The organism is Pseudomonas sp. NPDC087346 (assembly GCF_044744235.1).
GTDB lineage: Bacteria > Pseudomonadota > Gammaproteobacteria > Pseudomonadales > Pseudomonadaceae > Aquipseudomonas.
Map to the genome: position 1 here is coordinate 42,915 of NZ_JBIUXX010000011.1, position 11,948 is coordinate 54,862.

Sequence of the window (11,948 nt, forward strand, 5' to 3'; positions counted from 1 at the left end):
CGAAGTGGCAAGTACATACCGCAGGTACGCGGTAAGGAGTGGTGTATGTCCCGAAATTTTTTCAATGAAATGTACGATGCGAACAATGACTGCCGCCCGCATTACCAACAATTCGAGCAATGGTTGGCGAACACTCCTCTGGAGCTTCTGGATCAGCGCCGTCGCGAAGCGGATTTGTTGTTTCATCGCGCCGGGATCACCTTCACGTTATACGGTGACGAACAAGGCACCGAACGGCTGATCCCGTTCGACATCATTCCGCGCAGTATCAAGGCCAGTGAATGGCAAATGGTCGAGCGTGGCTGCATTCAGCGGGTTCAGGCCCTTAACATGTTCCTGGCCGACATTTACCACGAACAGCGAATTCTCAAGGAAGGCATCATTCCGGCGGAGCAGGTTCTGGCGAATGAGGGTTATCAGATAGCCATGCAGGGCCTGAACCTGCACCGAGGCATCTATGCGCATGTCGCCGGGGTTGATCTGGTTCGTGATGGAGATGGCAGTTACTACGTCCTGGAGGACAATCTGCGCACCCCCAGCGGCGTCAGCTATATGCTGGAAAACCGCAAGATGATGATGCGGCTGTTTCCCGAACTCTTCGCCGCGCAACGCGTGGCTGCCGTCGATCATTACCCGAACCTGTTGCTCGACACCCTTAAAAGTTCCTGCGCGCTGGATAACCCGACAACGGTGGTTCTCACGCCCGGTCGCTTTAACAGCGCGTACTTCGAGCATGCGTTCCTGGCCCGTGAAATGGGTGTGGAACTGGTGGAAGGTGCGGATCTGTTTGTGCGTAATGATCATGTTTACATGCGTACCACCTTTGGCTCGAAACAAGTGGATGTCATCTATCGTCGACTCGACGATGCCTATCTTGATCCGCTGTCGTTCAGTCCGGACTCAATGCTCGGTGTACCCGGCCTGATTGCCGCGTACCGCGCAGGCAACGTGGTTCTGGCGAATGCGGTAGGGGCCGGCGTGGCCGACGACAAATCTATCTATCCCTATGTCGGCGACATGATTCGCTTCTACCTTGACGAACAACCGATCCTCAAGAATGTGCCGACCTGGCAATGCCGAAAGCCACAAGATTTGTCCCACGTACTGGCTCATCTGCCTGAATTGGTGGTCAAGGAAACCCAAGGCTCGGGAGGCTACGGCATGCTCGTCGGTCCTGCGGCAACAGCAGCGGAAATCGAAGACTTCCGTGCCCGTATCAAGGCCCGTCCACATGCTTACATCGCCCAGCCAACCTTGTGCCTGTCGACATGCCCGACCTTTGTCGAAAGCGGTATTGCACCCCGTCACATCGACCTGCGCCCGTATGTTCTGTCGGGCAGCGAGACACGTCTGGTGCCTGGTGGCCTGACACGCGTGGCATTGCGCGAAGGCTCACTGGTAGTGAACTCGTCTCAGGGCGGTGGAACCAAGGACACTTGGGTAGTTGAGGACTAAAACATGCTTTCAAGAACCGCTGCGGATCTGTACTGGATGTCCCGTTACCTTGAGCGCGCCGAAAACCTCGCTCGCATGCTTGAAGTCAGTTACCTGCTATCGCTTATGCCGCAGGCCGGGCGTACCGATGGCCGCACCGAACTGGCCATGTCGCTGTTGGCGGCGGGCACGCTGGAGGATTACCAGGAACGCCATGGCAAGCTGGATTCCCAGCGCATGCTGCATTTTTTCGCCCTGGATGAAACCAACCCGGACAGCATTTATTGCTGTTTGCAAGCAGCCCGTGCCAACGCACATGCCGTGCGCGGACGCATCACCGCCGACATGTGGGAGAACATCAACGCCACCTGGCTGGAAATGCGCAATATCGCCAACAATGGACTGGGGCGTTACGGCATCAGCCGCTTCTGCGAATGGGTCAAAGAGCGCTCGCACCTGTTTCGCGGGGCGACCTCGGGCACCATCATGCGCAATGACGCCTATAGCTTCATACGTTTGGGGACTTTTCTGGAGCGCGCCGACAACACTCTGCGTCTGCTGGATTCACGCTACGAGATGTTCGGTGAAGAGTCGGAAGAGGTCAGCGACAAATCGGCGCGCGGCTACTTCCAGTGGAGCGCCCTGCTCCGTGCCTTGTCATCCTTTGAGGCATTCAACGAAATCTATCGCAATGCACCGGGCGCGGAACAGATCTCCGAGATGTTGCTGCTGCGTGCGGATGTACCGCGTTCGTTGCGGGCCTGTATAGAAGAACTGGATCAGATCCTTTCCAGTTTGCCGAATGGCAATGGTCGGCCGGCGCAGCGTTTGGCCGCTGAGTTGAATGCACGTCTGCGCTACACCGGCATCGGCGAGATATTTGATTCGGGCCTGCACCTTTGGCTGACCGATTACATTGCCCACATCAATCACCTCGGACAGACCGTGCATGACTCCTATCTGGAGGTCATATGAAACTTTCCATACAACATCAGACCACTTACAACTATGCCAACCAGGTCAGTTCCAGTATTCAACTCCTGCGTTTGACGCCCGGTAACAACGAACGCCAGCGCGTTGTGCAATGGCAACTGGATATGCCGCGTCAGGTAATCAGTCAACTTGATCCCTACGGCAATATCCTGCATGTCTTGACGCTGGACGAACCTTACGACGCTCTGGTGCTCAGCGCCCACGGGATGGTGGAAATCGATCCGGCAATTGAAGTCGAGCGCGACGACGCGTCTGCGTTACCGTTTTTGCGCGCCAGTCACCTGACCTCAGCCGATGAAAACCTGATCGATTTCGCCATGCAGCATTGCGCTGACCGGCGCGATCGGGCGGCATTGATCGATCTGATGAACGCGTTGGCCGACTATATGCCCTACAGCCCCGGAACGACCGTCGTCGACAGCACGGCCGCACAGGCATTCGCCGGACGGTCTGGTGTCTGCCAGGACCACACTCATGCGTTTCTCGCCTGCGCGCGCAGCCTGGGCATCCCGGCCCGTTATGTGTCTGGTTATTTATGCACCGAAGATGAAAGTCATTTGGCCAGTCACGCATGGGCCGAAGCCTGGATCGACAATGGTTGGTATACCTACGACGTAACCAATCGCCTGGCTCGCCCGGAGCGTCATCTGAAACTTGCAGTGGGTCTGGACTATCTCGACGCTTGTCCGGTACGCGGCATGCGTCGAGGCGGCGGAGCTGAATCAATGCTGGCCCATGTTCAAGTGAGCGCGATGCCCTAGTTTCGGCAAACACGGTCCCCTACGGTCACACATACCGGCACTACGGTTATCAATATCTCACGACCACTTATTCCAACTTTATGAGTTAACAGAAACATGACTTATTGCGTCGCTATGCACTTGGCCGACGGGCTGGTGTTCATCTCGGACTCACGAACCAATGCCGGCATTGATCAGATTTCAACTTTCCGCAAGTTGTTTATCTTCAGCACTCCCGGCGAACGGCTCATAGCCTTGCAAACTTCCGGCAACCTGGCCACCTCGCAATCGGTGGTCAATCTGCTCAAACAACGTTGTGCGGGAAATGGCGTCAACCTGCTGAATGTCGGCAGTCTGTACGATGCCACGGCGTTGGTTGCTGAAACCGTTCGCGAAGTGGTTTGCCGGGATCGTACACCGTTATCCGACACAACTGACTTGACCTGTTCTTTCCTGGTTGGCGGGCAAATAGCTGGCGGAAAGATGGATCTTTACAGCATTTATCCGCAAGGCAACTTCATTCAAGCGACGCCGGATACGCCATTTTTACAATTAGGCGAAAGCAAGTACGGAAGACCTGTTCTTGATCGCAATCTGACGTATCAAACGTCAATCGGCACCGCAGTTCGCTGCGGGCTTATCTCGTTCGACTCGACAATGCACAGTAATTTATCGGTGGGAATGCCATTGGATTTACTGGTGTACCAGAAAGACAGCTTCAGCGATGCGAAGATCCATCGCATCACCCACGACGACTTCTATTTCAACCGCATACGCCTGCAATGGGCCGCTGGACAACACGAGATGCTCGCTCAACTTCCCGAACCGCCGGATAACTACTTCATGCCAATCAACAAAGTCGTAAGCGCCTGAGTCGACTTTTTGTGGTGAAAGGGCTTGCCCGCGTTGGGCTGCGGCGCAGCCCCTTTCACTGTAATTACGTTGTTTCTGACGTACCGCACATGCTGATTTCACGACTGCTGCGCAGCCGAGCGGGCGCAAGCTCCCTCGCCACAAAAGCTCACTTCGACCACAGTCAGCGTTTTTGCCAGTAAACTCTCCGCACTTTCGCCGCCATCCATTTCCTGCGGCCATCACCTCTTTTTGTTGCGGAGTCCACCTTGCGTCTGTTTCACACCTCCGACTGGCACCTTGGGCAAAACCTGCATGGCCAGGAGCGCGATTTCGAGCACGCCTGTTTTCTCGAATGGCTGCTGCGTCAACTGCAATTGGCGCAGCCGGATGTGCTGCTGATCGCCGGGGATATCTTCGACACGGTCAATCCGCCGGTCAAAGCCCAGGAACGCCTCTACGATTTCATCGTCAGCGCCCACGAGCAGCAACCGTTGCTGACCATTGTGATGATCGCCGGCAACCATGATTCCGGCTCGCGCATTGAACTGCCCGCGCCGTTGATGCGCCGTTTGCGCACCCATGCGCTGGGTCGGGTGTTGTGGCTGGACGATGGCCAGCTCGACGCCGAGCGTCTGTTGCTGCCGCTGCCGGACGCCTCCGGTGAAATCGCCGCGTGGTGCCTGGCGCTGCCGTTCTTGCGACCTGCCGAAGTGACTGGCGCGCATCTAGGCGATAACTATCTGCGCGGTATCGGTCAGGTTCATGAATGGCTGATCGAAGCGGCCAATGCCAAACGCAAACCAGGTCAGGCGCTGGTCGCCATCAGCCACGCGCACATGGCCGGTGGTTCGGTTTCGGAAGACTCCGAGCGCAGTCTGATCATCGGCAATGCCGAGGCGCTGCCGGCCAGTCTGTTCGGGCCGAGCATCAGTTACGTTGCCCTCGGCCACCTGCACAAGCCGCAGAAGGTCAACGGTGAAGAGCGGATTCGCTACAGCGGTTCGCCGATTCCGTTGTCGTTCTCGGAGATTGGCTATCAGCACCAGATTCTCGACATCACCCTGGACGGCGAAACCCTGGTCAGCGTCGAGCCGAAACTGATTCCGCGTTCGGTCAATCTGCAACGCATCGGCCCGGCACCGCTGGCGGAAATCCTCGTGCAACTGGCGGATCTGCCAAACATCGACCTGCTCGCAGAAACCCAGCGCCAACCGTGGCTGGAAGTCCGTGTGCGCCTCGACGAGCCGCAGCCGGATCTGCGCCATCAAGTCGAAAGCGCCCTGCAAGGCAAAGCCGTGCGTCTGGTACGGATCGCCGCCGAATATGCCGGCAACGGTGGCCGCGACGGCGCCGACGATGGCAGCACGCTGATCGAACTCGATCAACTGACGCCGCAGGAATTGTTCAGCCGCGCCTGGCTCGACAACTACGGCAATGAGGTCGATGAGCAGACGCTCAAGGACTTCGCCGAGTTGCTGCAAGACGTGCAAATGGAGGCGGAGCAGCCATGAAGATTCTTGCGATTCGCCTGAAAAACCTCGCCTCGCTGGCGGGCCCGTTCGAAATCGATTTCACCGCTGAACCGCTGGCCAGCGCCGGTCTGTTCGCGATTACCGGGCCGACCGGCGCCGGCAAAAGTACCCTGCTCGATGCTTTGTGCCTGGCATTGTTCGGCGCCGTGCCGCGTCTGAACAACACCGGTCGCGATGCAAAAGTACCTGACGCCGACGGTGAAATCGCCACTGGCGACCCGCGTACCTTGCTGCGTCGCGGCACTGGCGAAGGTTATGCCGAAGTGGATTTTGTCGGCGTCGACGGCCGTCGTTATCGTGCGCGCTGGGAGGCCAATCGCGCCCGTGAGAAGGCTGGCGGCAAGTTGCAGGCCAGCCGTCAGAGCTTGCGCGATATCGATCAGGATCAACTGCTCGCCAGCCAGAAAGGCGAGTACAAAACCCAGCTCGAAGCCGCGCTGGGCCTGAACTTCGAACAGTTCACCCGCGCCGTGTTGCTGGCCCAGAGTGAGTTCAGTGCCTTCCTCAAAGCGGACGACAACGACCGCAGCGAGTTGCTGGAAAAGCTCACCGACACCGCGCTCTACACCCGCCTCGGTCGTCGCGCTTTCGACAAGACCAAAGAAGCCCGCGAAGCGCACAAGCTGTTGCAGGATCAAGCGACCGGCGTCACGCCGCTGACGCCCGAAGCCCGCGCTGAGCTGGATGAACGCTTCAACACCGCGCAACAGCAACTGAAGCTGCAACAGGCGCAGCTCAAACAGCTTGAGCAGCAGCACACTTGGCTCAAGGATTTGCGTCAGTTACAGGACGCGCAACATGCCGCCGCCGAACAACTGCAAAGCGCGCAACAACACTGGGAAACGCTGAGCGCTGATCGGCTGAAACTGACGCGCCTGGAACAACTGGCCCCGCAACGCCACCAGTTCGCCCGCAAAACCGAACTCGACGCCCTGTTGAGCCCGTTGGCCGCGCAGATTGCCGCGCACACCCAACAGCATGTCGAACTGGGCGAACGTCAGACATTGCTGGAACAGAATCTCGGCGCAGCGCAACTGGCCCTGAGCGAAGCGCAGCAGCGCCAGAGCGACAGTGCCCCGCTACTGCGTCAGGCCTTCGAAGAACAAAGCACCCTCGCCCGTCTGGCCAAGGATGTCGCGCTCAGTGTCGAAGCCAAGCAGGCGGCGCAACAGGCCTGCACTCAGGGCCAGAGCTCGATACAGACTTTGCTCGACAAACAAAGTCAGGTTGCAGAACGCTTGCAACAGATTGCTGCCGGGCTTGAGCAAAGCGCCCATCTGGCGCCGTTGAGCGATGCGTGGAATGCCTACCGCGATCGCCTGCAACAGCTGATGCTGATCGGCAATCGCCTGAACAAGGGTCAGGCAGAACTGGCGACACTCGAACAGAATGCCAGCCGCAGCGCCGAAGAACTGGCCACGCAGAAACAGCAACTGGAAGTGTTGTTCAAAGAGGCCGGTGCCGAGCCGGATGCCGTCGCCGAGCAGATCGGCATTCTCGGCAATCTGTTGCAGGACAACCGCAAACAACTGCGCGCCATCGAGGAGCTGACGCGCCTGTGGGCCAGTCAGGAGGAAATGGACAAACTCGGCGCCGAGTTGCAACAACGTCAGCTCAGCGCGCAACAGGAACGGGATCGCCTGACTCAGGAAGGGGTCAAGACCAAGGCCGAGCTGACCATCGCCGAACAAACCCTGAGCGTCACTCGCGACTTGCTGGAGCGTCAGCGACTGGCGCGCAGTGCCAGCGTCGAAGAGCTGCGTGCGCAGTTGCAGGACGATCAGCCGTGCCCGGTCTGCGGCAGCAACGAGCATCCGTATCACCAGCCCGAAGCGCTGCTGCAAAGTCTCGGTCGCCACGATGAGAGCGAACAGGCTAACGCGCAGCAAGTGGTCGATCAGCTCAAGGAAAAGCTCACAGAGTTGCGCGCTGAAGTGGTTGGCGTCATCTCGCAACAGAAAGAATTGCTGCAACAGCAGGAGCAGTCTGCCGCCCGGCAACAGGCATTGACCTCCAGCCTCGAAACCCATCCGCAGGCGGCTCAGTTGCTCAATCAGGACGCCGACAAACGCAGCGTCTGGCTGACGCGGCAGAACGATCAACTGAATCAGAGCATCGCGCAGGATGAACAACGCCAGAGCGCCCTGCTCACTCTGCAACAGGATGCGGCGCGCCTGACTCAACAATTGCGTCAGGCCGAAACCGCCCATCAGCAAGCGGCGCAACACCTGAGCAATCAGCAACGTGAACTGGGTAGCGATCGTCAGCGGCTCGACGAAGAGCTGACCGCGTTCGGTAATCTGCTGCCCGCCGAGACCCTTGAAGCGTTGCGGGTCGAGCCAGCGGCAACCTTTATGCAACTCGACCGGCAGATCGCCGAGCGCCTGACGCAAGTCGATCAGCAGAAAGAAGAACTCAGCGAGCAGCAAAAACGCCAGCAGACGCTGGAGATGGAACAGGATCGTCAGCAGAGCCGCGTGCAGCAAGCGCAAAACGCTGAACAGCAGTTCGACGCATTGGCCGCGCAACAACAGGCCTGCCAGGAAAAACTCGCGCAATTGCTCGGCGAGCACAGCAGTGCCGAGCACTGGCAAACCCGACTTGAGCAAGCGGTGGAACAGGCGCGCAACGCCCAGACATCGACGGCTCAGGAACTGCAAAGCGTGCGCACGCAACTGGTGCAGATCACCGCCGAACTGAAGGCGCAGCAAGAGCGCTTACAGACCATCGAAGCCGAAGACCGTGAGCTGGCCGGCAAAATCGCCGACTGGCGTGCGCGTCATCCTGAGCTGGATGACGGTGGTCTCGAAGACTTGCTGCGAATCGACGACGCGCAAGTCAGCGAACTGCGCCAGCGTTTGCAGCACAACGAAAAGGCCATCGAACAGGCCAAGGTGTTGTTGCAGGAACGTGATCAGCGTCTGCTCGATCATCAGGCGCAGCACAACGGCAACCTCGATGCCGAACAACTGGCAAGCGCCCTCGCCGATCTGCAAAACCAGTTCACCGTCAGCGAGCAGCAATGCGCCGAATTGCGCGCCGAGCAAGCCGAGGATCAACGTCGGCAGAACGCTAATCAGGCGCTGGCGCAGCAGATTGCCGACGCCTATACCGAGTATCAGCGCTGGGCTCGTCTCAACGCGCTGATCGGCTCGGCCACCGGCGATACCTTCCGCAAGATCGCCCAGGCGTACAACCTCGATTTGCTGGTGCATCACGCCAACGTGCAGTTGCGCCAACTGGTCAAACGCTATCGCCTGAAACGTGGCGGCAGCATGCTTGGCCTGCTGGTGATGGACACCGAAATGGGCGACGAACTGCGCTCGGTGCATTCGCTGTCCGGTGGCGAGACGTTCCTCGTGTCGCTGGCATTGGCGCTGGGTCTGGCGTCGATGGCGTCGAGCACGTTGAAGATCGAATCGCTGTTTATCGACGAAGGTTTCGGCAGCCTTGATCCGGAATCACTGCAACTGGCGATGGACGCCCTCGACGGCTTGCAGGCGCAGGGCCGCAAGGTCGCGGTGATCTCCCACGTACAGGAAATGCACGAGCGGATTCCGGTGCAGATTCAGGTGCAGCGCCAGGGCAATGGTCTGAGCACACTGGAGGTGAAATGAACACGCTGTACTCCTTCCGCCGCTGCCCTTACGCGATGCGCGCACGGATGGCGCTGCGCTATTCGGGCGTGGCGGTGAACATTGTCGAGGTCAGCCTCAAGGCGAAACCGGCCGAGATGCTGGCGCTGTCGCCGAAAGGTACGGTGCCGGTGCTTGATGCAGATGGTCGGGTGCTGGAGGAGAGCCTGGAGATCATGCGCTGGGCGCTGGCGCAGAATGATCCGGATAATTGGTTGCTCGACGGTGATTCGCGGATTGCCGAATTGAACGAGGCCAATGATCAGGTGTTCAAGGTGCACTTGAATCGCTACAAGTACGCCGAGCGTTATCCGGAGCAGCCGATGGAGGTTTATCGAGCAGAGGGTTCATTGTTTCTGCACAAGCTGGATGAGTTGCTAAAGGATCGCGATTACTTGCTGACCGAGCATCCGAGCCTTGCCGATATCGCGCTGCTGCCATTCGTTCGACAGTTCGCCCATGTTGATCGTGAGTGGTTTGCGCAGACGCCTTATGTGCGGTTGCAGGCGTGGCTACAGCGCTTCCTCGATTCCGACCTGTTCACCGCGATCATGAAAAAATAGAGCCCCCGTGGCGAGGGGATTTATCCCCGTTGGGCAGCGAAGCGGCCCCAAACCCTGCAAGCCAGATATTCCTGATGCACCTTAGTGGCTGATTTTACGACTGCTTCGCAGCCGGACGGGGATAAATCCCCTCACCACAGAAGTGTTAACACCTCAGAAAAATCTGCGGTTGCTCAAGTAAGGGCTTCGCACATGCCCAGCGCCGAGCAATGTGCGCTTTGCTGAATAAACTCTATCGAGTTGCCAAACGCATACGTGTAGGAGCTGCCGAAGGCTGCGTTCTTTTGACGTTCAAGATCAAAAGATCGCAGCCTTCGGCAGCCCCGACAGGGAGTTGTGCGGAGCGGGAATTTCAGTGTTGGGTCTTGTGATCCAGTGCGGCGTAGAAGTTGGCGCTTTGTTGCAGGTATTTCTGGGTGTAGCTCTGGGTGTGGGATTTTTTGCTGCTGACTTCAGCGCTGGCGCTGGCTGGCAGAGCAACGGTAGCGGAGATGGCGGAAGCAGCGATGATCGAGAAGAGATTGAAGTTCATGGCGGTAACCCTCGTGTTCGGTTGGCTTGCTTGCCCGGTTGGGCTGTGAAGCAAACTTAACGCTCGAGGGTCGCCTGCTTGAAATGCTTTGTAGCATTAGCTGTTATCAGCGCGATTAATACATAGAGACAGGCCCCGTGAACCGGGGCCTGTGGCTTATTGTCGCACCAGAAATTTGAGGTCGCTCGGGGCGTCCATCGGCAGTTTCTGCACGGTTTTGCCTAGCAGACCAGTCTTGGCATCGCGCTCGACGACGATAATCGCGTTGCTCTTCTGGTTGGCGATCAGCAGGAATTTGCCGCTCGGGTCGAGGCTGAACTCACGCGGGTGATCGCCCTCCACCGAGCGTTTTTGCAGTTCTTTGAGCTGGCCGGTCGCCGGATCAATCGCAAAGACCACCAGTTGATTGGCGGTGCCACGGTTGCTGACGTAGAGGAATTTGCCATCAGCCGAAGCGTGCAACGCCGCGCCAGCCTTGTCAGAGGTCGGTTGACCGGCAGCCAGATCAACCATTTGCGTCTGGGTCAGCACGCCGTCGTTGTAGTCGAACACCGCGACCTGCGCGCTCATCTCCATAGTCAGCCAGGCGTGCTTGCCATCGGCGCTGAACAGCAGATGCCGTGGACCGCTGCCCGGTGGCAAGGCCACGGAAGCGGTTTTCGCCGGGGTCAGTGGCAGATCAGGGTTGGCTTTCGGGTCGAATTTGTAGATGAAAACCTTGTCCGCGCCCAAGTCGTTGGAGAATACGTAACGACCGTCCGGCGAGGAAATTGTCGAATGCACATGGTTCGACGCCTGACGTTCGGCGTTCACGCGGCTCGCCGGGTGAGCGCTCATCTGCACCACGGGCTTGAGTTTGCCGTCGGCACCGACCGGCAATACCGCGAGGGTTCCACCCGGGTCTTCAACCACCGAGTAGTTGCTGACGAACAGATGGCTGGCGTCGCCGCTGAGGCTCGAATGGGTCGGCTCGTTGCCCAGGCTCTGCACTTGGCTGATCAGGCTCAGCGCATGAGTCTTGGGATCGATGGCGTAACTGCTGACGCGACCGATCGGATCTTTCTGGCCCGGGCCGTTTTCGTTGACCACGAACAGTCGGTGCTGATCTTTCGACAGGGTCAGCCACGACGGATTTTCGCTCTTGACCACTTGCAGCGGTTTGGCGTCGATCTGCCCGGTGGCGCTATCGAAGTTCATTCGATAGATGCCCTGGCTGGTATTGGCGGTGTAGGAACCGACCAGTAACTGGAAGTTCTCGGCGGATGCACTGGAAATGCCCATCGCGCCCACGCTGCCGGCCATCAGCAACGGCCAGAATTTACGCATCTTCATTCGGTTCTTCCTCGTCGTTGCTGCCGCCGAAGGCTTGCATGACCACCAGACGATGCTCGCCGGAGTCGCCAACGATCAGCCAGCTCTGCAGCTCATTGTCGAAAGTTGCCGCCCTGACTTGTTCCGGGCTGAACTCCCAGTGTTTCGACGCGCGACCGTCCATGAGTTCGATGTGCAGACCGTCGTCTTCGTAGAGGGAGAATTCGAAAGCATGCAAGCCGTCGATTTCGACCATGTCGCAGTGTTCGAGGGCGTTGAGAAGGGATTCGGTTTCGGCAGTCATGGCAAACAGTCTTTAAAAGGGGGAAAGGGCCAATGATAGCTCAATGTCG

The 11,948-nt window shown here is 58.4% G+C and carries 10 protein-coding genes; 7 read left to right on the top strand and 3 right to left on the bottom strand.

The features are described 5' to 3' along the window. Positions 1-45: 45 nt before the first annotated feature. The 7 genes from ACIOZM_RS09515 (at position 46) to ACIOZM_RS09545 (ending at position 9,752) form a co-directional block, all read left to right on the top strand. Complete coding sequence (locus tag ACIOZM_RS09515; protein WP_401212518.1) at positions 46-1,455, top strand: circularly permuted type 2 ATP-grasp protein; 1,410 nt, start codon at positions 46-48, stop codon at positions 1,453-1,455. Positions 1,456-1,458: 3 nt separating this feature from the next. Further along, positions 1,459-2,409, top strand: coding sequence for an alpha-E domain-containing protein (locus tag ACIOZM_RS09520; protein WP_401212520.1), 951 nt, complete (start codon positions 1,459-1,461; stop codon positions 2,407-2,409). Next, a complete protein-coding gene (locus tag ACIOZM_RS09525) occupies positions 2,406-3,188 on the top strand; it encodes a transglutaminase domain-containing protein (RefSeq protein WP_401212523.1) in 783 nt (260 codons plus the stop codon). The genes ACIOZM_RS09520 and ACIOZM_RS09525 overlap by 4 nt, the downstream gene beginning before the upstream one ends. A gap of 96 nt (positions 3,189-3,284) precedes the next feature. Next, positions 3,285-4,040 carry a peptidase gene (locus tag ACIOZM_RS09530; RefSeq protein WP_401212525.1) on the top strand — a complete coding sequence of 252 codons (756 nt, stop codon included), beginning with the start codon at positions 3,285-3,287 and terminating at the stop codon, positions 4,038-4,040. 248 nt (positions 4,041-4,288) lie between these two features. Continuing rightward, the gene (locus ACIOZM_RS09535) at positions 4,289-5,533 is read left to right on the top strand and encodes an exonuclease SbcCD subunit D C-terminal domain-containing protein (protein ID WP_401212528.1); all 1,245 of its coding nucleotides are present in this window, start codon (positions 4,289-4,291) and stop codon (positions 5,531-5,533) included. Further along, a complete protein-coding gene (locus ACIOZM_RS09540) occupies positions 5,530-9,171 on the top strand; it encodes an AAA family ATPase (protein ID WP_401212530.1) in 3,642 nt (1,213 codons plus the stop codon). Before ACIOZM_RS09535 ends, ACIOZM_RS09540 begins: the two co-directional genes overlap by 4 nt. Next, positions 9,168-9,752, top strand: a complete 585-nt coding sequence (locus tag ACIOZM_RS09545; protein WP_401212533.1) for a glutathione S-transferase — start codon at positions 9,168-9,170, stop codon at positions 9,750-9,752. Before ACIOZM_RS09540 ends, ACIOZM_RS09545 begins: the two co-directional genes overlap by 4 nt. A gap of 352 nt (positions 9,753-10,104) precedes the next feature. Here the strand turns inward: ACIOZM_RS09545 and ACIOZM_RS09550 are convergent, their stop codons facing one another. The 3 genes from ACIOZM_RS09550 to ACIOZM_RS09560 all read right to left on the bottom strand — a co-directional run bounded on the left by ACIOZM_RS09550 (position 10,105) and on the right by ACIOZM_RS09560 (position 11,899). Further along, positions 10,105-10,284 carry a hypothetical protein gene (locus ACIOZM_RS09550; RefSeq protein WP_401212536.1) on the bottom strand — a complete coding sequence of 60 codons (180 nt, stop codon included), beginning with the start codon at positions 10,282-10,284 and terminating at the stop codon, positions 10,105-10,107. 156 nt (positions 10,285-10,440) lie between these two features. Further along, the gene (locus tag ACIOZM_RS09555; RefSeq protein WP_401212539.1) at positions 10,441-11,616 is read right to left on the bottom strand and encodes a lactonase family protein; all 1,176 of its coding nucleotides are present in this window, start codon (positions 11,614-11,616) and stop codon (positions 10,441-10,443) included. After that, positions 11,603-11,899: a DUF5629 family protein gene (locus ACIOZM_RS09560; protein ID WP_401212541.1), complete on the bottom strand. Its 297-nt coding sequence runs from the start codon at positions 11,897-11,899 to the stop codon at positions 11,603-11,605. Before ACIOZM_RS09560 ends, ACIOZM_RS09555 begins: the two co-directional genes overlap by 14 nt. Positions 11,900-11,948: the final 49 nt, after the last annotated feature.

What these genes read in the sequence shown, in the direction of transcription:
- ACIOZM_RS09515 (WP_401212518.1), top strand. Translation starts at nt 46, where the DNA reads ATGTCCCGAAATTTTTTCAATGAAATGTACGATGCGAACAATGACTGC.
- ACIOZM_RS09520 (WP_401212520.1), top strand. Translation starts at nt 1,459, where the DNA reads ATGCTTTCAAGAACCGCTGCGGATCTGTACTGGATGTCCCGTTACCTT.
- ACIOZM_RS09525 (WP_401212523.1), top strand. Translation starts at nt 2,406, where the DNA reads ATGAAACTTTCCATACAACATCAGACCACTTACAACTATGCCAACCAG.
- ACIOZM_RS09530 (WP_401212525.1), top strand. Translation starts at nt 3,285, where the DNA reads ATGACTTATTGCGTCGCTATGCACTTGGCCGACGGGCTGGTGTTCATC.
- ACIOZM_RS09540 (WP_401212530.1), top strand. Translation starts at nt 5,530, where the DNA reads ATGAAGATTCTTGCGATTCGCCTGAAAAACCTCGCCTCGCTGGCGGGC.
- ACIOZM_RS09545 (WP_401212533.1), top strand. Translation starts at nt 9,168, where the DNA reads ATGAACACGCTGTACTCCTTCCGCCGCTGCCCTTACGCGATGCGCGCA.
- ACIOZM_RS09550 (WP_401212536.1), bottom strand. Translation starts at nt 10,284, where the DNA reads ATGAACTTCAATCTCTTCTCGATCATCGCTGCTTCCGCCATCTCCGCT.
- ACIOZM_RS09555 (WP_401212539.1), bottom strand. Translation starts at nt 11,616, where the DNA reads ATGAAGATGCGTAAATTCTGGCCGTTGCTGATGGCCGGCAGCGTGGGC.
- ACIOZM_RS09560 (WP_401212541.1), bottom strand. Translation starts at nt 11,899, where the DNA reads ATGACTGCCGAAACCGAATCCCTTCTCAACGCCCTCGAACACTGCGAC.